Origin of the sequence: Mesorhizobium sp. KACC 23794 (genome assembly GCF_052180275.1) — a bacterium.
Classification (GTDB): Bacteria; Pseudomonadota; Alphaproteobacteria; order Rhizobiales; family Rhizobiaceae; genus Kumtagia.
In genome coordinates, this window is sequence record NZ_CP197465.1 from 2029484 (window position 1) to 2051144 (window position 21661).

Genomic DNA, 21661 nt, shown 5'->3' on the forward strand with positions numbered 1-21661 from the left:
CCAGGTTATACCCATGAAAACCTTACCCAACCTGAAAGGGGCGAACCGCCGGGAACTTTGGTCCCGACCGGACATTGACGAGGGGAAAAGCCGACCAGGCGCGCCACGCATCGGGAGACCCGTCATGCAAAAGACCATACCCACCGACAAGGCACGGCAGGCCGGCTGGGGACGCCCAGTGCTGGTGGTCCTGATCGCCGGATTGCTGCTGGCGATGGTGGTTTGGGCGGGACTGGAGATATGGGGCGAGAAGATCGAAGCACCAGCCGCCGACAATCCGGGCGGCGTGACGGCGCCCGCCAGCGGCAAGGATTCGTCCGGCGGCTGACGCTGGCGCTTCAAGCCGCCTTGGCATTTTTCTCGGCTCTCGGAACCAGCACTTTCAGTGCTTTCTTGTGGATGCGGATGCGGGTCGTGTCGCGTAGCGGAAAAAGCTCGCCGTCGATGACGCAGCGAAATTTCCGGTTTTTCGACAGCAGCTTGAGTTCGGCCTCCTCGGCCTCGTGGATTTCCACCTGATCGTTGTCGCGCCATTTGCCGCGCGCCATGTTGGCGGCCATGCGGATCAGTTCGCCGCGCTCCTGCGCCACGGTGACATAGATGCCAAGAACTCCGCCGTCCGGCTCGTCGGCATAGGGCAGGTGGCCCTCGCCGAACAGATTGTTGCTGATGCCGATGCCCGAAGTTTTGGTTACGATCTCCGTGCCGCCGATGGTCAGTTGCACGCGCATCGACGGCGGCTTCATCACGGTCCTGTAGGCGGCCTTCACCGAGGCGCCGATCTTGCCCAGCCGCGAGGCGAATTCCATCTTCTCGCGCAGCACCACCATCTTGGCGTGCAGACCGATGGAGAATTGGTGAACGAAGGGACGGCCATCGGCGCTGGCCAGGTCCACCGCCTTCACATCGCCTTCGGCAAAGGCCAGCAAGGCAGCGTCCAACTGCTGCGGGATGCCCAGCCCGCGTGCGAACAGGTTCATCGTCCCGGCCGGCAGCACCGCCAGCGCCTTGTCCGAATTCATCAGCGCTGCGGCTGCGGCGGAGACTGTGCCATCGCCGCCGCCGGCAAGGATCACGTCGGCCCCCTTCCTCCCGGCCGCTTTCTTGAGCGCGGAGACGATATCCTTGCCATCGACAAGATTTATATCGACCGTGTGCCTGGCGGCCGTGAGAACTGCGGTCAGACGATCGGAAAACGAATCCAGGTCCGTCGTGCGCAATGTGCCGCCGTCGCGATTGAGAACGGCGATAAACCGCATTTTTCCTGAACTCCCCTGCGCCCGCGCAATAGGCACGGCTTCGCAAAACGGCCCTGCGCCGAAAAGGTTCCGTTCGTGCAAGGCCTTGGCGGCAAATCGTTTTTACGGCGGGAGCGGGTGGTGTCGGCCAGAAAAATGCGGAACCGATGGAGGGTGGCGACGTTCTCCAACCAGCACGCCACGCCCGGCTTCCCCAGCGACGGTTCTACCGGGCGTGTCGGTGCATGCAGTTCCACGCACAAGGAGAGAATATCATGGTCCGCAAACTTTTGGCTACCACCGCTTTGGTCACCCTTCTGACAGGCGCCGTCTATGCCCAGGAGGCCACCACGCCGCCGGCTGCGACGGCTCCGGCAGCCGAAGCGCCCGCCGCGACACCGGTCGTGAAGTCCGACGGCTTCCTGGCCACCAATCTGATCGGCGAGACCGTCTATAACGGCACCGGCGACGATGCGGAAAACATCGGCAGCGTCAACGACGTGGTCATAGGCTCCAACGGCGCGGTCGAATCCGTGATCATCGGCGTCGGCGGCTTCCTCGGCCTTGGCGAGAAAAACGTTGCCATGAACTACGGCGACATCAAATGGGCCGAGAAGGACGGCGACCGCTGGATCGTCGTGAACGCCACGAAGGATCAGTTGCAGGCGCAGGCCGAGTTCGACCGCCGTCCGTATGATCCGGCCGCGGCCCCTGCCGGGGACACCACGGCCATGGCGCCGGCGCCGGCCGATACGACAACCGCTCCGGCTCCGGCTGACACCGCGATGGCGCCGGCTGCGCCTGCCGACGCGACGGCCCCGGCCGCGACCGACACCACGACGACGGCGGCGATCGACAAGTCGACGCTCACGGAAATGCCGGCCGGCGACATCCGTGCCGAAGAACTGGTAGGCACCACGGTCTATGGCGCCAACGATGCCAATCTCGGCGAGATCGGCGACGTTGTCCTGACCCAGGACGGCAAGGTGGACGCCGTGATCATCGATGTCGGCGGCTTCCTCGGCATCGGCGAGAAGGAGGTCGCGGTCGGCATGGACAAGCTTGCCTTCATGACCGACAAGGACGGCAAGAAGTATCTGTACACGACCTTCACCAAGGAGCAGCTCGACGCTGCCGCGGCCTATGACAAGAGCACATGGGCCGAGAAGCGTGACGAACAGCGGATCATGCTGCAGTAGTTTTTCCGTCGATCGATCCTTAAGGCTAAGGCCCGCGCCGGCAACGGCGCGGGCCTTTTCATGCGGCCACACATCTTGCGCGGTCGCGAATGTGCCCTCATTCGTCTTTGCGGATCGCTGCGATCATGATGCGGGCGCTAAGACGCCACGCGAATAACCAGCTTTCCGAAATTCTTGCCCTCCAGCAGCCCGATGAAGGCTTCGGGCGCATTCTCCAGCCCGTCGACGATGTCCTCGCGGTAGCGCACGCTGCCGTCGGCGATCCAGCCAGCCATGTCCGTGTAGAAGGCGGGGCGCTGGTCGGCGAATTCGCGCTGGATGAAGCCGCGGATGGTCAGGCTGCGGCTGAGCACTTCGCGCATCACCACTGGAAGCCTGTCGGCGCCTTGATGGTCGATCTTGTTGTATTGGGCGATGAGGCCGCAGACCGGAATGCGGGCGAAATCGTTGAGCAGCGGGAACACCGCGTCCCACACAGGCCCGCCGACATTCTCGAAATAGACGTCGACGCCGTCCGGGCATGCCGCCTTCAACTGGTCGGAAAAATCCGGCGCGCGATGATCGACCACCGCGGCGAAACCGAGTTCGTCGCGGACGAAGCGGCATTTGTCGGCCCCGCCGGCGATGCCCACGGCGCGTGCGCCCTTGATGCGGGCGATCTGCCCGACCGCAGATCCCACGGCGCCGCTGGCCGCTGCCACGACCACGGTCTCGCCGGGTTTCGGGCGGCCGATGGTCAGCAGCCCGGCATAGGCGGTGAAGCCCGGCATGCCGAGCACGCCCAGCGCCGTCGACACGGGGGCTGCCTTCGGATCAAGTTTTCGCAGGCCGGCGCCGTCCGACAGCGCGAAAGCCTGCCAGCCGGAATGGGCAAGCACGATGTCGCCCTCCGAAAAATCCGGATGTCGCGATTGCTCGACGCGGGCGACCGTGCCGCCTTCCATCAACTCGCCGATCTCGACCGGCTTGGCATACGATCTGGCCGCGTTCATGCGGCCGCGCATATAGGGATCGAGCGAAAGGTACAGCGTCCTCAGCAGCACCTGCCCATCGGCCGGCTCCGGCACGGGCGCTCGCTCCAGACGAAAATCCGCAGGTTTTGGCCGGCCCTCGGGCCGCGCAGCGAGCAGGATGCGCAGATTGCTTTCGGCGGTCATGGATTTTTCTCCTCAGGCCGGGACGGCGGTGCTGTCGACAAGCACCGCCTCGATCGACGGATGTCCGCGCAGCGTGTTGCTGACGGTGCAGATCTCGCCTTCGGCCGCCTCGGCGATTTCTTTCTTCACTGCTGCATCGATGTCGCCGCCGATCTCGATCTCGACGTGGAAAGCTTCGACGCGCGACGGCCCTTCCGCCGCCTTGCGCCCGGTGACACGGGCGCTGACATCGCCCAGCCTATCCAGCACGCCGAGCTTTGCCGCCGCCGCGCGTGCACTCAGCACGAGGCATCCGGCCAACGCGCCATAAAGCATGTCCACCGGGCTGAACCCAGGCGCGCTGACATGTGACGACAGCGTGAATTCGCCGCCTGTCGCGGAAGTCACCACCGGGCTTTGCCGTGGACGCAGCTTTGCGGTGGCGCCGGTGGGGCGGACAGGGTGCTTGGATGCTGCGGACATGGCGGGTCGTTCCTGTTTTTCGTGAGGTGGCGCGCGGCGGGCGCCGGCCTCGCCTGCTCACCGTCAGTCTAGCGCAAGGATCGGTTGACGCCATCGACGGATTTTGCGGCAGACTTGGCGGAAAGGGAATTCTGTTCCTTCATGGTTATGGCGCTTGGCTATCGACCACCATGTCGGCGGCACCCATCAGATCGCTACCGCACCCCAAAACCTCCACCTGCGAGTGGGGGGTGCAACAGATCAAAGCAGCGACCGAGGACGAATCCATACCTTTGTCGTGGCAGCAAGCCTCGCTCACCGCAGCAGAAAACCCCGCCCGAGTTCGTCGCCGTCCTCCAGCGTGAAATGCGAGCGGCCGGAATAATACGCCCGCCCTCCGACCTCGACGCGCACCGCATCGAAGCGACCGCATTTTTCGCCGCGAACCGCCTTGCCGGAAAACACCGCGCCGGTAACGCTTTCGAAGCGCCTCGACTGGCCAAGGCCGATCTGGCCCTTGGCAACCTGCACGGCGATCCGCGCCGAGACGCCGCTTCCGGTCGGGCTTCGGTCGACCTCGCGTTCGGCGAAGACGCAGATGTTGCGGGTGGGTTCTTCGGAGAAGCCGTCCCGGCCGTCGGTCAGGATCGTGCCGTAAAGGAAAGCGAGGTCGGGATCGTCGGGATGGTCGAGCGGAATGGCTGCGGCCGTCGCCTTGGTGATGCGGTCGGCCGCTTCGACGAGGGCCGCGATCGGCGAGGTGCGCACATCGAGCCCGACTGATTGCGCGGGCAGGATCGCGTAGAAGGCGCCGCCATAACCGATGTCGAGTGTTACCGGCCCCATCCCCTGCACGTCGACCATTTGGTCAAGCGCGAAAGCGAAGGACGACACGCTCTCGAACGAAACCCCTCCGGTGACGAAACCGCCATCTTTTTCCGCCACCTCGACCCGTGCCTGCACCAGCCCGCAGGGGCATTGGATCGCGACCTCGGTGAACGGCGTCTGCGGCGGCACGAGGCCGTGGTCGACCGCATAGCGGCCGAGCGCGACCACCGCGTGCCCGCACATGGTCGAATAACCTTCATTGTGGATGAACAGCACGGCCATGTCGGCGCCCGGCAGGTCGGGCTCGACCGGGATGACGCCATACATGTCGTAGTGGCCGCGCGGCTCGAAGATCAGCAATTTTCGCAGAGGATCGAGGTTTTCACGGGCGTAACGTCGCTTTTCCAGGATCGTCGCGCCGGGGATGCCCGGATAGCCGCCCGTGACGATGCGCACCGGCTCGCCGCCGGTGTGCATCTCGACCGTATCAATCGCCACGCCCGACCCCGACTTCGGCAACTGCGTCCCTCCCCTGAGAGCCCGGACCCTACGACTTCAGCACATCCGCCCATTCCGGGTGACGCCGGAACTGCGCGTTGGCAAACGGGCAGAGCGGGATGATCTTCTTGCCGGCGGCGCGGGCGTCTTCCACCGCCCGCGTCACCAGCCGCAGGCCGACGCCCTGTCCGCGAAAGGCGTCGGGCACTTCGGTGTGGTCGATGATGATCATGTGTTCCCCGGCCTTGGAGAAGGTCATCTCGGCCACGGCGCCCGCGTCCCTGAAGACGTAGCGGCCCTTCGATCCGAGATCGTCGAGTTCGATGTCAGGTTTCGTGTCAGGCATCGGTCGTCTCCCCTGTCCTTGCTCCGGCGAGAAAACGTTTCGCCGCCTCTATCTCGCCTGGTCGCACTTCGTGCCCGCCTTCATGCCATTCCAGTGTTACATCGCCTCCCCCGGCGCGCAAATAGCCGGCGAGACGGTTCGTCAGGTCGGGCGGGCAGATCGGATCGCGGCGACCGGCCGTGATCAGGATGCGGCGTTCGGCCAGGCTGCCGTCGACCTCCGGTTCGAACGGGATCAGCGGATGCATCAGCACCGTCGCGTCGAACAGTTTTGGCCGCGCGAACAGGACCGAGGCCAGGATGTTGGCGCCGTTCGAATAGCCGATGCCGATTACCTTCGACGGCTTTTCGGCCTCGACATGGGCGGCGACGAAGCCGGTCATCTTCGCGGTCGCGCGGAAAAGGTCGTCCATGTCGTAGACGCCTTCGCCGGTGCGGCGGAAGAAACGCGCCGCGCCGAACTCGGACACGTCGCCGCGCGGCGAGACGATCGTCGCGGACGGCAGCAACTCGCGGCCGAGCGACATGAGCTGGCTCTCGTCGCCGCCCGTGCCGTGGAAGGTGAAGAGCAGGGGCCCGCCCGGTTCCCCGGGCAGGCGCTTGTGGGTGTAGGCGTTCGTCGACATCGTCTTGTCTCCTTCAGGCGTCGAGCGGCTGCAGGTGCTTTTCCAGGTAGGAGCGCAGGTGCGCATGCTGGGTCGGCAGCCGCAGCGCCTCGCCGAGATGCGCCGTGTCCTCGTCGCGGTCGAAACCCGGTTCGTTGGTGGCGACCTCGAACAGCACGCCGCCCGGCGTGCGGAAATAGATCGCCCAGAAGTAGTCGCGGTCGATGACCGGGGTGACGTGGTAACCGGTATCGATCAGCGCCTTGCGGACCTCGAGCTGCTTCGCCCTGTTCTCCACCGCGAAGGCGATGTGGTGCACCGAACCCGCGCCGAGGTCGGCCAGGTTGGCGCCGGGTACCGTCTCGATGTCGATCGTGTCGGCGCCGTTGCCGTCCTTGATCGCCATCCGCCGGACATTCGCGGACGTGTCGACCACCTCGTAGCCCATGTATTTCAACAGGTCCTCGGTGGCGCCGCCGTCGCGCACTCTGAGCGACGCGGAATGGAACCCGCGGATCGCCTCGTCGGCCGGCACGCCGCCCTCGGCCCAAGGCGCGCGGCCGTCGCCGGCAACCTCGACCAGCGCGAAACTGTCGCTGTCAGGCCCGTCGAAATGCAGCCGGTCCTGGCCAAAGCTGGTCTCGCGGGAAAGCCCGGTCACGCTCTGGTCGACAAGCCGCTTTTCCCAATAGGGAAGGGTGCCTTCCGGAACAGCGAACACCGTCGTTCCGACCTCGCCAGCGCCGGGACGGCCCTTGCCGATGTTGGGGAACGGGAAATAGGTCATCACCGAGCCCGGCGTGCCGTTCTCGTCGCCGTAGTAGAGGTGGTAGACATCCGGCGCGTCGAAATTGACGGTCTTCTTGACCCGGCGCAGGCCGAGCTTGTGGGTAAAGAACTGGTTGTTCTCGCGAGCGTCCCGCGCCATGGAGGTGACGTGGTGCAGGCCCTTGATCTGGTCGATCATCGTCTTGACCTTTCTTTTCGAATTGCGGTCGATGCCGCTTGGATGGACCCTATGTCGGGCAAAACAGCCGGCCCGGAAAGATACGGAACACAGGATGGATCGTTCACAATCTGAAGACGACAATCGAAAGTCGTTCAGGAAAATGCGCCGGCGCTATCCCGGCTCGGTTCCGGATGAACGGGCCGACGATACCAGGCGGCCGAACGTTCTTTTCATAACATGCGACCAGTGGCGCGGCGATTGCCTGTCGGCCGCGGGACATCCGGTCGTCAGGACGCCGAATGTCGACCGGCTTGCGCGCGAGGGGGTGCTGTTCCGGAACCATTTCGCCGGCGCGGCACCCTGCTCGCCGGCCCGCGCCTGCCTCTATACCGGCCTCTACCAGATGACCAACCGCGTCTGCCGCAATGGCACGCCGATGGATGGCGGGCGCTGGAACGTTGCGCGTGCTGCCCGCGCGCTGGGCTACGATCCGACGCTGTTCGGCTATACCGACGTGGCGCCGGACCCGCGCGACCACGCCACGGGCGATCCTGTCCTGCGCAGCTATGAAGGCATCCTGCCGGGCTTCACGCCGCGCCAGCTCCTGCCGGAGCACCAGAAGCAGTGGCTGTCATGGCTCAGCGCGCGCGGCGTCGATGCTGGCGCCGGCTATCCGAAAATCCATCGTTCCGCCGGAAAGCGCCACGACGAGGTGTCGCGCGCGCCGCCCGTCTATTCGCGCGACGAGACGCCGACCGCTTTCCTGGCCGGCGAGTTCATCCGGTGGCTGGGCGAGCAGGATGCCGGCGCACCGTGGTTCGCCCACATATCCTTTATCAGCCCACATCCGCCCTTCATCGTGCCTGCGCCGTTCAATGCGCTGTACGACCCGGCGGACGGCCCAGGCTTCAACCGCGCGAAGCGCTGGCACGACGAGGCGCAAGGCCACCCATGGCTGGACTACGAGCTCGAACGCCAGCGCAAGACCAAGTTCATTCCGGGCGCCAGGGGAAAGGTGCGCGACTGGAGCGAGGATGAATTCCGCACCATCCGGTCGATCTATTACGGCATGGTCTCGGAGGTGGATTTCCAGCTCGGCCGCGTCTGGGACGCCTTGCAAAAGGCCGGTGCATGGGACGACACGCTGATCGTGCTGACCTCCGACCACGCCGAGATGATGGGCGACCATTTCATGCTCGGCAAGGGCGGCTATTTCGACCAGAGCTATCATGTCCCGCTGGTCATCCGCCAGCCGGGCAAGAGCCAGGGCAGGGTGGTCGATGCCTTCACGGAAGCGGTGGATGTCGCGCCGACGATGATGGAGCTGGTCGGATCTGCGCCGCCGAACTGGCTGGACGGGCGTTCGCTGGCGCCTTTCGTCGAAGGCCGCAAGGTGAAGGATTGGCGCGACGCCGCTCATTGGGAGTTCGACTTCCGCTCGATCTCGAAAGCAACGGCGGAGACGCATTTCGGCATCCGTCCGCAGCAATGCAACCTCGCCGTCATCCGCTCCGAAAAATTCAAATACGTGCATTTCGGCGGCGGACTGCCGCCGCTGCTGTTCGACCTCGAAAACGATCCCAGCGAATTGCGCGACAGGGCAGGCGATCCTGCCTATCGGGGCGTACGGCTGGAATATGCCGAGCGGCTGCTGGACTGGCGGGCCGAGCACCTCGACCAGTCGCTGGCGCTGGTCGAGCTTACCGGCGAGGGTCCGATCGAGTTCGATCCGTAGGGCGGCGCCGGGCCAGCCGTCGTCCTTCGAGTGCTTTCAATGCGTTGACCTTTCCCGCCCGAAACCTCGGTATTTCCGCTCCGTATCTCGGGCGAAGGCGAAAAAATTATCCGCGTTTTTTGTGCTCCACGCGCATTCGCGCGCCGCCCAGGCGGTCGAGGAGGTCGGCGCCGCCCTTGCCGGCCGGACGCATGCGCGGATCGCGGCGGCGGAGTAGGGCGGCTCACCCGACCTCAATAAGCCGGCGGAAACGCCCTCGCCAGGAAATCCTTCGGCAGCGCCGGTACAAAATTGCCGTCGCGGCCGGTCATGTCCTCGTTGGCGACCATGCTGTTGAGGATCGCTTCCTCGGTCACGCGCACCACTGCGTCGAAGAACGGGTCGATGTCCGTGTCCGGCACGTAGTCGGCCCGCGCCAGTTTTCCGGACGCCGCGGCCGCCGCCTCCGGATTGGCGGTGGAGAAGGCGAGGAAGATGTCGCCGGAACTGTGGTAGCCCAGCCCGCCGGTCATCGCCACGCCGAGCGGCACGCGCCGCGCCAGCCGCTTCAGCTGGTGCGGCAGGAACGGGGCATCGGTGGCGACGACGGCGATGATCGAGCCCTTTTCGGCGCGCGGCGTCCCCTCGACGATCTTCGGCTCTGCGAGTTCCTCGCCGGCCCGCCGCCCCTTGATCGTAAGATTGCGGCGTTTTCCGAAATTCGACTGCACGAACACGCCGAGCGTGAATTTTCTGTCCTGCCATTCGACCAGCCGCGAGGCGGTGCCGGAGCCTGCCTTGAAGCCGAAAGTGATCATGCCGGTGCCGCCGCCGACGCTGCCTTCCTCGACCGGTCCCGACGCGGCCGCGTCCAGCGCCTGCGCCACATGCTCGAAGGTCACATGGTGGCCGTTGATGTCGTTCAGGAACCCGTCATAGGTCTCCGCCGCCACCGGCAGGCCCCAGGCGCTCTCGATCGCCTCGGGCAGCGCCTTGGACAGCCAGCGCAGCGTGCCGTCGCGGGTCACGCCGCAGGAATGGGTGTTGGTGATGGTGACCGGAAAGTTGAACGCGCCGACTTCCTCGATCAGGTGCGAACCGGTCAGTTCGCCATTGCCGTTGGCGCTGAAGATGCCGGCGAACACCGGCGTGGCGAGATCCGGCAGGGGGCGCGGCAGGATGGCGGTGACGCCGGTGCGGACAGGCCCCATGCCGATTTCCAGCGGCCCGTCACCCGAGATCAGCGTGACAAGACCCACCGACACGCCCGGCACGTCGGTGATGGCGTTCCAGCGTCCCGGCTCGCCTGCAAACAGGATACCGAATGACCGCGCCCGGGGTTTTCCGCCGGGCGTCTCAAGATGGTGTTCGGCGGTCATTTCCACCCCTCATGGATTCGCGCGATATCGGCGAAGTCTATGCGGGAGTACGGCTTCGCGCCATGCCCCCGCCGTAGCCGGCGAGGGCAATGAGAGTCATGCAGCTTAGGCTTGCACTTCCTGGATCGCCGACAATTGCCAGTCCGTCCCGCGCCGGCGGGTGAAGGTCCAAAGTTCCGTCGTCTCGGTCGCCTCGTCGGGATCGCCCTCGACGACCGCGCCGGTGGTCCGATCGCGCATCACGTCGATCGATTCGTAGCGAAGGGCCGCCGTCGCATAATCGCGATCGCCCTCGCGCCACGCTTCGGCGACGTCGGCCTGAACGAGATGCACGTCCGACACCTCGTTGCGCAAGCCGTTCTTGGCGTTGTCGGCCAGTTCTTCCGAGAGATAAGAAACCATTTCCGGCGTCACCAGCCGGCGCAGCGCGGCATGGTCCTCGCGCCCGAACGCCTCCTGCACCTCGGTCAGCCGCTGCTGGAAGGCATTGAGGTCGTCCTGGCCGAGCGTGATGTCCTCGGACACGTCAATCGACGCGCCCCCGCCCATGGCGGACGAGCCGCCGAAGCGCGGCATCTGGAACGAGCCGGCGTTTTCCGATTGACGCGCCGCATTGTCGTCACGCCTGAAGCCGCTCGCGCCACGCCCGAAGCCGCCCGACGGTCCGCCGGCCGTTGCCGGAGCCGGCGAACGCGCCTGCTGCGACCGGAAGAAACGCAGTACCAGGAAGATCAGGCCGCCGATCAGCGCCGCCTGGATGAGCAGGCCGAACATGCCGGCCAGCCCGCCAAACCCTTGGCCGAGCAGCAAGCCGATCAGGCCGCCGATCAACAGGCCCTTCATCAGCGAACCGCCGAGGCCGTTCATGAAGCCGGGCCGCTGCGTGCCGGCCTGCGGCTGGCGGGCGGCCTGGTTGGTGCCGGTGCTCGGCGTCATCGAGCGCTCGACCGGGGCCGCCGGCTGCGGTGCCGTGTTTGTCGCCGGCGCCGACTGGGACGTGCGCGCGCCGCGGCTGCCGAAGCTGCCGCCACGCCGGGCCTCGGCGTAGTCGACGCTGAACAGCGAGAACGCCATGAACAGCGCGGCCATCAAGGCAAAACCCCGGCCGGCCTTCGAATTCAACATGTCATTTCCTCCTGGATGCTATTGCTGCGGACGGCTGCGCCGCGCCGATGTCTGTCGAATTTATTGCCCGCCACGTCCGAGACCTCGCCGATGAGGCGGAAGGGCCGGGCGTCGTGAACCCGGCGGTCAGTCGAACAATTCCTCGAAGAACGACTTCTTGCGCTTGGGGAAATGTCCGTGCGAGCGCTTGTATCCGTCGTCGTGGTCCCGGTCATGCTGAGGCCGGGGCTGTTGGGCGGGCTGCTGGGACGCCGATTGCGTCGGGGCGGCCGCCGCCGCTTCCCTGCCGCCGCGTTCGATGATCTTGTCGAGTTCGCCCCGGTCGAGCCACACGCCGCGGCATTGCGGGCAATAGTCGATCTCGATGCCCTGGCGCTCGCTCATGACCAGCGCGATGCGGCAGGAAGGACAGACAAGGCCCAGAATGGGGGTCGACATGCGGTTCTCCGTTGTTCCGGCACCCGCTTCGATTGTCGCTAGGCGGGCCCAAAAAATACGGTCCGACATCGCTGCCGCTTGACGCAACAGCCAGAGGGGCCCGGTCCGCCCCCCTGATCTGGCGATAAAACCGGCGGGTTTCAAGTCCTTTCCTACGGAATCACTACAATCTCTACGCCCTTGTCGGTCCGGCATCATGCTTTCCTTATGCCGTCGCAGCCCGTCCCGCCTCGAATTCCTATGAGGGGCGATCCTAATAAAGCACCCATCCGGCGTGAATTTCCGGAGCCGTTTATCCCGATCAGCCCGGCCAGGTGTGCCGCAGCGTTGGCGGTTTGCTGTTCACGCCTTCGACGAAGGTGCATTCGATGCGACAGGTTACGACCCTCAAGTTTCCCGCTGCCCGCCGGGGCCGGCCGGGCAGCGGATATTCCCTCAAGGCGGTGGCGCTGGAGGCCGCGGTCCTTTGCGTCCTGCTGGTGCTGGCCGCGGCCGTCGCCGCGCTGCCGGTGGTGGCCGGCGTCTGGCGGCACCTGCAATAGCCGGTCGTCCACCATGCATATCCAGCTCGACCAGGGTTCCCGCGTCACGATCGGCCGCTTCGGCCTGAAACTCTGCGTGGCCCTTTTCATCGGCATGATGGGCAAGACCGGCTATGTCTTGACGACCGCTGCCTGGCTGTCGATCTATTCGATCTGCGCCGCCGTCTTCGCCATGATCGCCGGCGAGCGGTTCCCGACAAAGTCCTTCAACCATTGGGACGAGGCGCTGTGGTTCGTGGCGCTGTCGCTCGGCCTGCGCGTCCTCCACAAGGCGCTGGACTGAAGCCTGCCATGGACGCTGCCCTTAATCGCGGCCTGGCTGACCTTGCCTGCCGCATAGAAGCTGCCCGCGTGCTGCGCGAGCACCATCTGTGGGAGGCTGCCGCCGCCCTGCCGCTCACCGGAGCAAGCGGATCGCCCGGCCGGGCCAGCAGCCGCTTCGCAGGGCTGATGGCGGCGAACGCCTTGGTCGATTCCGTGCTGCTTCTGCTCGACCGGGCCGAGCCGAAGCGGTCGGTCCGCAGCATGAGGCGCAGCGGCGGGCGCTGGACCTGCGTCATCGAGAGAGCCCCCGGCAACGCCGGCGACCGGTTCACGGCGCGACATGCCGACCTTCCGGCCGCCGTCCTCGCGGCCTTCATCCGGTCCTGCGCACCTGCCCGGGAGAGATCGGGCGCGGTCCAGGGCCGGCATCCAACGGAGTTTTCAGCATCATGAATACCGACGAATTGCGCGGCCGCCTGCGCGGCGCGATGACGGCGCTTGTCACGCCCTTCAATGACGGCGCCGTCGACCGTGAAGCGCTGCGGGCGCTGATCGAATGGCAGGTCGGGCAGGGCATCGCCGCTGTCGTTCCCTGCGGCACCACGGGCGAAGCGCCCACACTGTCCTTCGACGAGCGGGTGGCCGTCATCCGGGTCTGCGTCGAGGCGGCCGCCGGCCGTGTGCCGGTCATAGCGGGAACCTGCACCAACTGCACGCAATCGACCGTCGCCCTGACGGCGGCGGCGAGGTCTTTCGGCGCGGATGCGGCGCTGATCGTGACGCCCTATTACAGCCGGCCGAGCCAGGAGGGGATTTTCCGGCACTTCCAGTCGGTGGCGCGGCAGGTCGATCTTCCGATCATCGTCTACAACGTGCCGGCGCGCACCGCCGTCGACGTCGCGCCGGCAACGCTGGAGCGTCTCGCCGCGATCCCGGCGATCGTCGGCATCAAGGATGCGACCGGCGATCTTGCCCGCCCGATGGCCGTGACCAGTCAGTTCGGCGAGCGTTTCATCCAGCTTTCGGGCCACGACGCCACCGCCTTCGGATTCAACACGATGGGCGGCAGCGGCACGATCTCGGTGGTGTCGAATGTCGCGCCGCGGCTTTGCGTCGATATGCACGACGCCTGCCGGCGCGGTGATGTGCATGCCGCGAGGGCGATCCACAAGACGCTACGCCCGCTGGTCGCCGCGCTGGAACTGGAAACAAACCCCGTGCCGGTCAAATACGCGCTCCACCTCCTCGGCCTCATTCGTCCGGATGTGCGCCTGCCGCTGGTTCCGGTCCTGCCGGAGACCGCCGCCGCCATCGAGGAAGCGCTGCGGCCGGTGGCGGATATCTCCTCGCCGCGGTCGCGGGCGGCATGATGCCGGCCGGCAGTTGTCGATGGGCGCCCAGAAGATATCCGAATGCGCTCCGGAATATATGACAAAACTATTTCGGCAGTAATGGCATCAAATCGAAAACATACGTCTCTGTTTTTATCTTACCAATACGCCTCGCTTCTGTTCCGGCCGCTCTGGTCGGGCAAATCCCAGGAAGAACGGCCTTATTGGCTGGCGAGGCGCGGACAGACATGGAGCGACGGCAATGTATTCCCGGCTAGGCGTCTATCACATCGCGCGGCAGGCGCGGCAGGCAACACCCGCCGCGACACCGCCGCGGGCGGACATGCCCAATTCGCGTCCGGCAGCCCATCCGAATGAACTGGCGATGTTCTTCCGTCTTGGCACGGTCGTGGCCGGCGCTCTGGCGCTGGCGGCCCTGATCATGTGGGCGACGACCTGAACGCGCCAAAGTCGCAATCGAAAGGAAACAGTCATGGAAAGAGCAATCATTCGCAAGTCCGAGCCTCCTTCGCTGCGGAGCCGATTCCTCGTCGGCCGCGACGCGCAGGGGTGCTGGGTGGTTCGTGACCGCAAGGGCCTCGTCGGCGGCCTGTTTACCGACCGTGAGGCCGCCGTGCATTTCGCCATGGTCGAGAGCGACCGTGTTCCGGGCGCCGTATCCTGCGCGCCCGACGACACGATCGTCGACTTCGGCCCTGCCTTTGATCGCCCTTCGCGCGTATGGCGGCATTGACCGGCGCCAGCGCCGGGGGAGCGGGCGTCCTGCCCGAGTCCCCCGATGCGCCGGCTTGAGTTGATTGCTCCCCTGTGTGAGATGATGGCACAGCGTTCCGGGAAGCCACTTCCAAGAACAGCGAAAGGAACGATGGAACAAATGTGATGTTCGCGGAAAATGGCCCGTCTTCCGTTTGGCCGGCTGTGGCGGCCAACTATCTGGCTCGAAACCAGCAGTTGAGCGACGACGGCAAGTCTTGGGACCATTCATTCACGTCGGCTTACCAAATGAGTTGCGAGGCGTTGGTGGCTCTCGGCTACGCCGAAGAAAACGGCAGGGGAGCCATACCTCTGAAAAACCCCACACTACCTGAGATTCTGCCGCGCTGGGACGATGTCTGCGTTGTTGTTCTCAAGCTGGCCGGTCAACGAGGGCAACTGCAGTATCGGCTTCAAGATGGCACAGTGCGTCCTCCAAAGGGGCTGGCTTTGAGCATCCGCGGAGCCCCGCCTCCACCGGCAGCCAATATCAATCCAGTCAAAGGTCTTGGACCCGCATACGCGACGCCGGACGTCCAATCCGTGTTGCAGGTACTGGGGTTGGTAAGCGATGGAATGTGGACGACGATTGCCGAAACCATCTGTTGGCGGGATCAACCGAGAGAGTGGAGCATCGATTTTGCGTCGGATCGAAGGTTTGTTGTCGCCGTTGAGCGGGCGGCGCTCTCAATGCCTGGCGACATCCGAGACGAGATGGATCGGCTTGCAGCGATTACCGAAAGTGATGTCGCGGCAGCCCTGGCAAGCATGAAGCTATGGAACGAAGAGGCGCGCGCCAAATACGGTCCGAAGGCGTTGATCCGTGCGTCAACAAACGAACGGGCGCGCAGGAGTGTCGAAGCCGGTCGACGGCACAGTCTCGATTGGCTGTTCATCCGACGCTGGCGTCTCGGCGACAGTTGGTTGACGGTCGAGGAAGCGAAAAGAGCCCTGGAAGTTTTTCATGACCCCCTTGCCATTGCAATGCGGCGTGCATTGGTCGAGCGGCTATACCCGGACTTGCCCTATCTGACGGAGATGTAGCGTCCCCAAGCCGTCGCGGGGGGCTTACACGTTACGTCGAACGTCGCCGTCCGACCCAACGTCACCACATTTCCCGTTCATCTGCGCCCTTGCGGTGGCAGGCGATTGGTGATCAACACATATGTTCAGCGGCAGTCGCGAGGACTTTGAGGCGGCATGAACCGGGCCAGGCTATACGGAACGAAGGCGACAGGCTTCCTGTCGGCGCTGTTCCTGTATCTGGCGGCGGCGGTCGCCGGAGCCTACGGACCGCTCTCCACGGAGACGACCTCGCCCGCGTCGCAGTCGCGGACCGCGGCGGGCGGCATGGATGCGCGCGATCCGCGCGCCGCCGGCCATCTGCGGCCATCCGTTTCCTTTGAGAGCCGCGAATTCAGCGCTGCCGTGCCGCAAGGCGACGGCGGCGGCAAGGCTCTTCTACCCCCGGAGCTCAAAACCCTCCCGGAAGTTTTCGCCGAAATCGGCGACGCCGCCGCTGCGTCCGCGCCGTCCTCCGTCGCGCTGCCGCGCGCCTATGCCGCTCGCGCGCCTCCAGCCCTGTCCTGATCAGCCCTGAACGGCGCTGCTCCTTGCGGAGCGGCGTTTTCGAAACAGCGATCGTCCGTGCGCGAGAAGAGCGCCGGCGATTGCCCGTCATGGTATCAGAACAATGCGAACATCCCGTTGGTTGGTGGTGACCTACGCCATCATCATTCTGGCCGGCATTCTTGTCGCGCTTCCCAATCTCTTCACCCAGCAGCAACTGGCGGCCCTGCCAAGCTGGCTTCCCCACAAGCAGGTGACGCTCGGCCTCGACCTGCAGGGCGGGTCGCACCTCGTGCTCGAGGTCGATGCCGATGCCGTCCGCAAGGACCGGCTGCGCGCCCTGCTCGACCAGGCGCGCGATTCGCTGCGCAAGGATCGTGTCCAGACGCAGTCGGTGCGCCTGGTCGGCGATTCCGTCGTCGCCGTGGTGCCCGATGAAACGCAGCGCGCCAAGGCGCTCGACATCCTCAAGGGCCTGTCCCAGCCGGTTGGCGGGCTTGCCTTCGGCGCCGGTCGCGCCGATATCGATGTCGTCGCCACGGACAGCCAGATAAAGCTGACGCCGACCGAGGCTGGCCTGAACGCCCGGCTCGACTCGGCCATCCAGCAGAGCCTGGAGATCGTGCGCCAGCGCGTCGACCAGGTCGGTGTCGCCGAGCCGACCATCCAGCGTGTCGGCTCCGACCGCATGCTCGTCCAGCTTCCCGGCCTGCAGGACCCGACGCGGCTGCGTGAACTGCTCGGCAGCACGGCGAAGATGACGTTCCACATGGTCGCAAACGTGCAGCAGGGCGATCGCCTGCCGCCGGGCGTGTCGATGCTTCCCGACGCCAAGTCCGGCCAGACCTATGCGATCGAAGACCGGGTGGCGCTCGACGGCGAAAGGCTGACCGACGCCCGCGCCGGTTTCGACCAGCGCACGCAGGAGCCCATCGTCTCTTTCCGCTTCGACAGTCTTGGCGCCCGGCAGTTCGCCGAGATCACCAGCGCCAATGTCGGAAAACCCTTCGCCATCGTGCTTGATGGCAAGGTGCTGTCGGCGCCGGTCATCCGCGAGCCGATCACCGGCGGGTCGGGCCAGATCAGCGGCAGTTTTAAAGTCGAGGACACGGTTGTCCTCTCGGCGCTTCTGCGCGCCGGCGCGCTGCCTGCGCCGCTCACCGTCATCGAGGAGCGCACCGTCGGTCCGGATCTCGGCGGCGACGTCATCAAGATGGGCATCTACACTGGCGTCGCCGGCTTCCTGGCGGTGGTGGTGTTCATGGTCCTGCTCTACGGCGCCTGGGGCATGATCGCCAATTTCGCGCTGCTGCTCCACCTGATCCTGACCTTCAGCGCACTGACGCTGATCGGCGGAACACTGACCTTGCCCGGCATCGCCGGCATCATCCTCGGCATCGGCTTCGGCGTCGACGCCAACATCCTGATCAACGAGCGGATACGCGAGGAGACACGGCGCGGGCTGGGGGCCTTCGCGGCTTTGGACAACGGCTTCAAGCGCGCCTATTCGACCATCGTCGACGCCAACGTCACCTCGCTCATCGCCACCAGCCTGCTGTTCATGTTCGGCTCCGGCCCGGTGCGCGGCTTTGCGCTGACCATGATGATCGGCACGGTGCTGTCGATGTTCACGGCGGTGGCGGTGGTGCGTGTGCTGATGACCGAGGTGGTGCGCCGCCGCAAGATGAAGACCATCCGCGTCGAGCCGCTGGTCCACTTCTTCCCGGAGAAGACGTCGTTCCAGTTCATGAACGCTCGCTTCCTCGGCATCGCGCTGTCGGCCCTGCTGTCGCTGGCCTCGATCGGCCTGTTCTTCAAGCCCGGCCTCAATTACGGCATCGACTTCAAGGGCGGCATCCAGGTCGAGATCGCGACCTCGCAGCCGACCGACCTTGCCGTGCTTCGCAGCACGCTATCCAACCTGAACCTCGGCGAGATCGCGCTCCAGAACATCGGCGACAGCGATCATGTGCTGATCCGCGTCCAGCGCCAGGACGGCGGCGAGCAGGCGCAGACGACCGCGGTCACCGCCGTCAAGGAGGCCGTTCAGAAGCTCGATCCATCGGTCAAGTTCGAGCGCACCGAGGTCGTCGGGCCGAAGGTCAGCGGCGAACTGGCGCAATCGGGCGTGCTTGCCGTGGTCTTCGCGGCGGCGGCGATGCTGCTCTACATCTGGTGGCGGTTCGAGTGGAATTTCGCCATCGGCGCCATCGCCACGCTGGTGCTGGACACCACCAAGACGATCGGCTTCTTCGCGCTGCTCGGGCTCGACTTCAACCTGACGGCGATCGCCGCGCTCTTGACCATCATCGGCTATTCGGTGAACGACAAGGTGGTGGTCTATGACCGGATGCGCGAGAATTTGCGGCTCTACAAGAAGATGCCGTTGCGCGAACTCATCGACATGAGCATCAACCAGGTGTTCGCGCGCTGCATCTACACGTCGGTGGCGATCCTGCTGTCGATGCTGCCCATGGCGATCTGGGGCGGCAGCGCGGTCGAGAACTTTGCCATCCCCATGGTGTTCGGCGTCGTGGTCGCGACCACCTCGTCGATCTTCATCGCAGCGCCGATCCTGCTGCTGCTCGGCGACTGGTGGAAGCGCCGGCATGCTTCGGGAGAACTGCCGGCCCCGACGGGCACGCCCGCCAAGGCGTGACGGTCGGGTCGACCTAACGCAAGCGGAGCCGTTCCTTTTGGAACGGCTCCGGGAGCGGTCGAGTTGCTTTTGGCGACGCGTCACTCTGTCCAACACCCCTCATCCGACCTCGCTTCGCGAGGCCACCTTCTCCCACAAGGGGAGAAGGTGGAGCACGGCCGCTTCGTCTCAGCCAATCTCCAACGCTGGCGATTAGCGGTGAGGTTGGCGCGAAACTCCACCTTCTCCCCTTGTGGGAGAAGGTGGCCTCGCGAAGCGAGGTCGGATGAGGGGTGCTGGACGGAGTGCTATGACAATGCGATGAATGGTTTCGGCATCCGTTCGCATCGCCGATAGGTCGAAACTCTATGCTTCACCCCCATTTTTAGCGTCAGCGTGAAGGCCATTGCGCGGTTCCGGCCAATCTGACACGGCAAAGCATTGAAATTAAGTGATATTCCGGACTTCACCGGAAATCCGGTCGCAAAAATCTTTATAGGATTTTTATATCTTTCCGGCTGCGTCCGTCTCGAACCTTAACGGCCTCCGGGCGCATATCTCCCTTGTCAAATTCAACAAAGCCGTCACCGCACCGACCGTGCGGCGATGGTGTTTTGGCGCCGGTATACGTGCCGTTTCGAAATACAGCCTGTTGAAAAGCTGCAACATCGAACGGACGAGCCGGCCTGAATCGATACGGAGATATCAAAATGGACATCGCCCTGATTGTCATCGGTCTGGCTTTCTTCGGCATATGCTTTGCCTACATCACTGCCTGCGACCGTCTGTAGTCCAAGGACCACGAAAATGCTGTTCGAATATCTCATTGGCGGCGCGGTGACCTTGTTCCTGCTCGCCTACCTCATCTACGCACTCGTTCGCCCCGAACGGTTCTGACCGTCACGCCCGGAAAGCCACTTCCATGACCCTCATCGGATGGATCCAGATCCTGCTTTTCTGCGGGCTCGTCATTGTTCTCGTAAAGCCGCTCGGCGGCTACATGACCCGCGTTTTCTCGGGCGAGCGCACATTGCTCTCACCCGTTCTTGGCCCGCTGGAGCGCGGCCTCTACCGCATCGCCGGCACCGGCGAGCAGGAGGAGCAGCACTGGACGACCTATGCCGCCGCCATGCTGATGTTCAATCTTGCCGGTTTCATCCTGCTCTATTTCATGCAGCGATTCCAGGGTGTTCTGCCGTTCAACCCGGCCGGCATGACGGCCGTTCCGCCGGAACTCGCCTTCAACACCGCCACCAGTTTCGTCACCAACACCAACTGGCAGAACTATGGCGGCGAAAGCACGATGTCCTATCTCGTGCAGATGGCCGGCCTGACCGTCCAGAATTTCGTCTCTGCCGCGACCGGCATGGCCATCGCAGTGGCGCTGATCCGCGGTTTCGCGCGGGCTTCCGGAAAGTCGATCGGCAATTTCTGGGTCGACCTGACCCGCGCCACGCTCTACGTGCTCCTGCCCATCTGCATCGTGCTGACCCTGGTCTTCGTCTGGCTGGGCATGCCGCAGACGCTCGGTCCCTATGTCGACGCCACCACGCTGGAAGGCGCCAGGCAGACCATCGCGCTTGGGCCGGTCGCTTCGCAGATCGCCATCAAGATGCTGGGCACCAATGGCGGCGGCTTCTTCAACGTCAATGCCGCGCATCCCTTTGAAAACCCTGACGCAATCTCGAACATGATCCAGATGGTTGCGATTTTCGCCATCGGCGCGGCCATGACCAATGTGTTCGGCCGCATGGTCGGCAACCAGCGCCAGGGCTGGGCGATCCTCGCCACCATGGGCGTGCTGTTCGTGGCCGGCGTCGTCGTCTGCTATTGGGCCGAGGCCGCCGGCAACCCGCTGGTGCATGCCCTCGGCATCGACGGCGGCAACATGGAGGGCAAGGAGACCCGCTTCGGCATTGCCATGTCGGCGCTGTTCGCGGTGGTCACCACCGCCGCCTCCTGCGGCGCGGTCAACGCCATGCACGGCTCCTTCACGGCGCTCGGCGGCCTGATCCCGCTGATCAACATGGAGCTTGGCGAGGTCATCGTCGGCGGTGTCGGCGCCGGGTTCTACGGCATCGTCATGTTCGTCGTGCTGGCGATCTTCGTTGCCGGCCTGATGGTCGGCCGCACGCCGGAATATCTCGGCAAGAAGATCGAGGCCAAGGAGGTCAAGATGGCCGTGCTCGCCATCCTGTGCCTGCCGCTCGCCATGCTGGTCTTCACGGCCATCGCCGTGGTGCTGCCGACCGGCGTCGCCTCCATCGGCAACCCGGGACCGCACGGTTTTTCCGAGATCCTGTACGCCTACACGTCGGGCGCGGCCAACAACGGCTCGGCCTTCGGCGGCCTCACCGGCAACACGCCCTGGTACAACATCACCATCGGCCTCGCCATGCTGATGGGCCGGTTCCTGGTCATCATCCCGGCGCTGGCCATTGCCGGGTCGCTGGTTATGAAGAAGAGCGTGCCGGCCTCGGCGGGCACGTTCCCGACCGATGGTACGCTGTTCGTCGGGCTCTTGGTCGGCGTCATCCTGATCGTCGGCGGCCTGACCTTCTTTCCGGCGTTGGCGGTCGGCCCGATCGTCGAGCATCTCGCTATGACGCTCGGCCAGACGTTCTGAG

24 protein-coding genes are annotated in these 21661 nt (G+C 64.9%); 14 read left to right on the forward strand and 10 right to left on the reverse strand.

Features of this window, described 5'->3' with window-relative positions; translation table 11 throughout:
* Positions 1 to 124: 124 nt before the first annotated feature.
* On the forward strand, positions 125 to 328 hold the full coding sequence (locus ACSBOB_RS10025) for a hypothetical protein (protein WP_442582252.1): 204 nt from the start codon (positions 125 to 127) through the stop codon (positions 326 to 328).
* Positions 329 to 338: 10 nt separating this feature from the next.
* Here the strand turns inward: ACSBOB_RS10025 and ACSBOB_RS10030 are convergent, their stop codons facing one another.
* A complete protein-coding gene (locus ACSBOB_RS10030) occupies positions 339 to 1259 on the reverse strand; it encodes a diacylglycerol/lipid kinase family protein (protein WP_442582253.1) in 921 nt (306 codons plus the stop codon).
* A gap of 254 nt (positions 1260 to 1513) precedes the next feature.
* On the opposite strand from ACSBOB_RS10030, the gene ACSBOB_RS10035 reads away from it, so the two are divergent.
* Positions 1514 to 2437 (forward strand): PRC-barrel domain-containing protein, encoded by a 924-nt coding sequence (locus tag ACSBOB_RS10035; protein ID WP_442582254.1) that lies wholly within the window; start codon positions 1514 to 1516, stop codon positions 2435 to 2437.
* Between the two features lie 137 nt (positions 2438 to 2574).
* On the opposite strand, the gene ACSBOB_RS10040 is transcribed toward ACSBOB_RS10035, so the two are convergent.
* From ACSBOB_RS10040 to ACSBOB_RS10065, 6 genes are all read right to left on the reverse strand, one after another.
* The gene (locus ACSBOB_RS10040) at positions 2575 to 3594 is read right to left on the reverse strand and encodes an NADP-dependent oxidoreductase (protein WP_442582255.1); all 1020 of its coding nucleotides are present in this window, start codon (positions 3592 to 3594) and stop codon (positions 2575 to 2577) included.
* Between the two features lie 12 nt (positions 3595 to 3606).
* Positions 3607 to 4056: an OsmC family protein gene (locus ACSBOB_RS10045; protein WP_442582256.1), complete on the reverse strand. Its 450-nt coding sequence runs from the start codon at positions 4054 to 4056 to the stop codon at positions 3607 to 3609.
* Between the two features lie 294 nt (positions 4057 to 4350).
* Entirely contained in the window at positions 4351 to 5340 is a 990-nt protein-coding gene (locus tag ACSBOB_RS10050) for a proline racemase family protein (protein WP_442583702.1), read from the reverse strand.
* Between the two features lie 70 nt (positions 5341 to 5410).
* Positions 5411 to 5707 (reverse strand): GNAT family N-acetyltransferase, encoded by a 297-nt coding sequence (locus ACSBOB_RS10055; RefSeq protein ID WP_442582257.1) that lies wholly within the window; start codon positions 5705 to 5707, stop codon positions 5411 to 5413.
* Positions 5700 to 6332, reverse strand: a complete 633-nt coding sequence (locus ACSBOB_RS10060; protein WP_442582258.1) for an alpha/beta hydrolase — start codon at positions 6330 to 6332, stop codon at positions 5700 to 5702. The genes ACSBOB_RS10055 and ACSBOB_RS10060 overlap by 8 nt, the downstream gene beginning before the upstream one ends.
* A gap of 13 nt (positions 6333 to 6345) precedes the next feature.
* Positions 6346 to 7278: a VOC family protein gene (locus ACSBOB_RS10065; RefSeq protein WP_442582259.1), complete on the reverse strand. Its 933-nt coding sequence runs from the start codon at positions 7276 to 7278 to the stop codon at positions 6346 to 6348.
* A 142-nt stretch (positions 7279 to 7420) separates the two neighbouring features.
* Between ACSBOB_RS10065 and ACSBOB_RS10070 the strand changes: the two genes are divergently transcribed.
* The gene (locus ACSBOB_RS10070; RefSeq protein WP_442583703.1) at positions 7421 to 8995 is read left to right on the forward strand and encodes an alkaline phosphatase family protein; all 1575 of its coding nucleotides are present in this window, start codon (positions 7421 to 7423) and stop codon (positions 8993 to 8995) included.
* A 233-nt stretch (positions 8996 to 9228) separates the two neighbouring features.
* On the opposite strand, the gene ACSBOB_RS10075 is transcribed toward ACSBOB_RS10070, so the two are convergent.
* The 3 genes from ACSBOB_RS10075 to ACSBOB_RS10085 form a co-directional block, all read right to left on the reverse strand.
* Positions 9229 to 10353, reverse strand: coding sequence for a DmpA family aminopeptidase (locus ACSBOB_RS10075; RefSeq protein ID WP_442582260.1), 1125 nt, complete (start codon positions 10351 to 10353; stop codon positions 9229 to 9231).
* Between the two features lie 105 nt (positions 10354 to 10458).
* The gene (locus tag ACSBOB_RS10080) at positions 10459 to 11478 is read right to left on the reverse strand and encodes a Tim44 domain-containing protein (RefSeq protein WP_442582261.1); all 1020 of its coding nucleotides are present in this window, start codon (positions 11476 to 11478) and stop codon (positions 10459 to 10461) included.
* 126 nt (positions 11479 to 11604) lie between these two features.
* The gene (locus tag ACSBOB_RS10085) at positions 11605 to 11916 is read right to left on the reverse strand and encodes a zf-TFIIB domain-containing protein (RefSeq protein ID WP_442582262.1); all 312 of its coding nucleotides are present in this window, start codon (positions 11914 to 11916) and stop codon (positions 11605 to 11607) included.
* A 368-nt stretch (positions 11917 to 12284) separates the two neighbouring features.
* On the opposite strand from ACSBOB_RS10085, the gene ACSBOB_RS10090 reads away from it, so the two are divergent.
* The 11 genes from ACSBOB_RS10090 (at position 12285) to kdpA (ending at position 21660) form a co-directional block, all read left to right on the forward strand.
* Positions 12285 to 12458, forward strand: a complete 174-nt coding sequence (locus ACSBOB_RS10090) for a hypothetical protein (protein WP_442582263.1) — start codon at positions 12285 to 12287, stop codon at positions 12456 to 12458.
* A 13-nt stretch (positions 12459 to 12471) separates the two neighbouring features.
* Positions 12472 to 12741 carry a hypothetical protein gene (locus tag ACSBOB_RS10095; protein WP_442582264.1) on the forward strand — a complete coding sequence of 90 codons (270 nt, stop codon included), beginning with the start codon at positions 12472 to 12474 and terminating at the stop codon, positions 12739 to 12741.
* 8 nt (positions 12742 to 12749) lie between these two features.
* Positions 12750 to 13175 carry a hypothetical protein gene (locus ACSBOB_RS10100; RefSeq protein ID WP_442582265.1) on the forward strand — a complete coding sequence of 142 codons (426 nt, stop codon included), beginning with the start codon at positions 12750 to 12752 and terminating at the stop codon, positions 13173 to 13175.
* Complete coding sequence (gene dapA / locus ACSBOB_RS10105) at positions 13172 to 14092, forward strand: 4-hydroxy-tetrahydrodipicolinate synthase (RefSeq protein ID WP_442582266.1); 921 nt, start codon at positions 13172 to 13174, stop codon at positions 14090 to 14092. Before ACSBOB_RS10100 ends, dapA begins: the two co-directional genes overlap by 4 nt.
* Before the next feature lie 223 nt (positions 14093 to 14315).
* Positions 14316 to 14513 carry a hypothetical protein gene (locus ACSBOB_RS10110; protein WP_442582267.1) on the forward strand — a complete coding sequence of 66 codons (198 nt, stop codon included), beginning with the start codon at positions 14316 to 14318 and terminating at the stop codon, positions 14511 to 14513.
* 33 nt (positions 14514 to 14546) lie between these two features.
* A complete protein-coding gene (locus ACSBOB_RS10115) occupies positions 14547 to 14807 on the forward strand; it encodes a hypothetical protein (RefSeq protein ID WP_442582268.1) in 261 nt (86 codons plus the stop codon).
* Between the two features lie 146 nt (positions 14808 to 14953).
* A complete protein-coding gene (locus ACSBOB_RS10120) occupies positions 14954 to 15871 on the forward strand; it encodes a hypothetical protein (protein ID WP_442582269.1) in 918 nt (305 codons plus the stop codon).
* Positions 15872 to 16027: 156 nt separating this feature from the next.
* Positions 16028 to 16417, forward strand: a complete 390-nt coding sequence (locus ACSBOB_RS10125; RefSeq protein WP_442582270.1) for a hypothetical protein — start codon at positions 16028 to 16030, stop codon at positions 16415 to 16417.
* Between the two features lie 103 nt (positions 16418 to 16520).
* Positions 16521 to 19055, forward strand: a complete 2535-nt coding sequence (gene secD / locus ACSBOB_RS10130; RefSeq protein ID WP_442582271.1) for a protein translocase subunit SecD — start codon at positions 16521 to 16523, stop codon at positions 19053 to 19055.
* 786 nt (positions 19056 to 19841) lie between these two features.
* Positions 19842 to 19931 (forward strand): K(+)-transporting ATPase subunit F, encoded by a 90-nt coding sequence (kdpF, locus tag ACSBOB_RS10135; RefSeq protein WP_308055878.1) that lies wholly within the window; start codon positions 19842 to 19844, stop codon positions 19929 to 19931.
* A 25-nt stretch (positions 19932 to 19956) separates the two neighbouring features.
* On the forward strand, positions 19957 to 21660 hold the full coding sequence (kdpA, locus tag ACSBOB_RS10140; RefSeq protein WP_442582272.1) for a potassium-transporting ATPase subunit KdpA: 1704 nt from the start codon (positions 19957 to 19959) through the stop codon (positions 21658 to 21660).
* Position 21661: the final 1 nt, after the last annotated feature.

What these genes read in the sequence shown, in the direction of transcription:
- ACSBOB_RS10025 (WP_442582252.1), top strand. Translation starts at nt 125, where the DNA reads ATGCAAAAGACCATACCCACCGACAAGGCACGGCAGGCCGGCTGGGGA.
- ACSBOB_RS10030 (WP_442582253.1), bottom strand. Translation starts at nt 1,259, where the DNA reads ATGCGGTTTATCGCCGTTCTCAATCGCGACGGCGGCACATTGCGCACG.
- ACSBOB_RS10035 (WP_442582254.1), top strand. Translation starts at nt 1,514, where the DNA reads ATGGTCCGCAAACTTTTGGCTACCACCGCTTTGGTCACCCTTCTGACA.
- ACSBOB_RS10040 (WP_442582255.1), bottom strand. Translation starts at nt 3,594, where the DNA reads ATGACCGCCGAAAGCAATCTGCGCATCCTGCTCGCTGCGCGGCCCGAG.
- ACSBOB_RS10045 (WP_442582256.1), bottom strand. Translation starts at nt 4,056, where the DNA reads ATGTCCGCAGCATCCAAGCACCCTGTCCGCCCCACCGGCGCCACCGCA.
- ACSBOB_RS10050 (WP_442583702.1), bottom strand. Translation starts at nt 5,340, where the DNA reads ATGCACACCGGCGGCGAGCCGGTGCGCATCGTCACGGGCGGCTATCCG.
- ACSBOB_RS10055 (WP_442582257.1), bottom strand. Translation starts at nt 5,707, where the DNA reads ATGCCTGACACGAAACCTGACATCGAACTCGACGATCTCGGATCGAAG.
- ACSBOB_RS10060 (WP_442582258.1), bottom strand. Translation starts at nt 6,332, where the DNA reads ATGTCGACGAACGCCTACACCCACAAGCGCCTGCCCGGGGAACCGGGC.
- ACSBOB_RS10065 (WP_442582259.1), bottom strand. Translation starts at nt 7,278, where the DNA reads ATGATCGACCAGATCAAGGGCCTGCACCACGTCACCTCCATGGCGCGG.
- ACSBOB_RS10070 (WP_442583703.1), top strand. Translation starts at nt 7,421, where the DNA reads ATGCGCCGGCGCTATCCCGGCTCGGTTCCGGATGAACGGGCCGACGAT.
- ACSBOB_RS10075 (WP_442582260.1), bottom strand. Translation starts at nt 10,353, where the DNA reads ATGACCGCCGAACACCATCTTGAGACGCCCGGCGGAAAACCCCGGGCG.
- ACSBOB_RS10080 (WP_442582261.1), bottom strand. Translation starts at nt 11,478, where the DNA reads ATGTTGAATTCGAAGGCCGGCCGGGGTTTTGCCTTGATGGCCGCGCTG.
- ACSBOB_RS10085 (WP_442582262.1), bottom strand. Translation starts at nt 11,916, where the DNA reads ATGTCGACCCCCATTCTGGGCCTTGTCTGTCCTTCCTGCCGCATCGCG.
- ACSBOB_RS10090 (WP_442582263.1), top strand. Translation starts at nt 12,285, where the DNA reads ATGCGACAGGTTACGACCCTCAAGTTTCCCGCTGCCCGCCGGGGCCGG.
- ACSBOB_RS10095 (WP_442582264.1), top strand. Translation starts at nt 12,472, where the DNA reads ATGCATATCCAGCTCGACCAGGGTTCCCGCGTCACGATCGGCCGCTTC.
- ACSBOB_RS10100 (WP_442582265.1), top strand. Translation starts at nt 12,750, where the DNA reads ATGGACGCTGCCCTTAATCGCGGCCTGGCTGACCTTGCCTGCCGCATA.
- dapA (WP_442582266.1), top strand. Translation starts at nt 13,172, where the DNA reads ATGAATACCGACGAATTGCGCGGCCGCCTGCGCGGCGCGATGACGGCG.
- ACSBOB_RS10110 (WP_442582267.1), top strand. Translation starts at nt 14,316, where the DNA reads ATGTATTCCCGGCTAGGCGTCTATCACATCGCGCGGCAGGCGCGGCAG.
- ACSBOB_RS10115 (WP_442582268.1), top strand. Translation starts at nt 14,547, where the DNA reads ATGGAAAGAGCAATCATTCGCAAGTCCGAGCCTCCTTCGCTGCGGAGC.
- ACSBOB_RS10120 (WP_442582269.1), top strand. Translation starts at nt 14,954, where the DNA reads ATGTTCGCGGAAAATGGCCCGTCTTCCGTTTGGCCGGCTGTGGCGGCC.
- ACSBOB_RS10125 (WP_442582270.1), top strand. Translation starts at nt 16,028, where the DNA reads ATGAACCGGGCCAGGCTATACGGAACGAAGGCGACAGGCTTCCTGTCG.
- secD (WP_442582271.1), top strand. Translation starts at nt 16,521, where the DNA reads ATGCGAACATCCCGTTGGTTGGTGGTGACCTACGCCATCATCATTCTG.
- kdpF (WP_308055878.1), top strand. Translation starts at nt 19,842, where the DNA reads ATGCTGTTCGAATATCTCATTGGCGGCGCGGTGACCTTGTTCCTGCTC.
- kdpA (WP_442582272.1), top strand. Translation starts at nt 19,957, where the DNA reads ATGACCCTCATCGGATGGATCCAGATCCTGCTTTTCTGCGGGCTCGTC.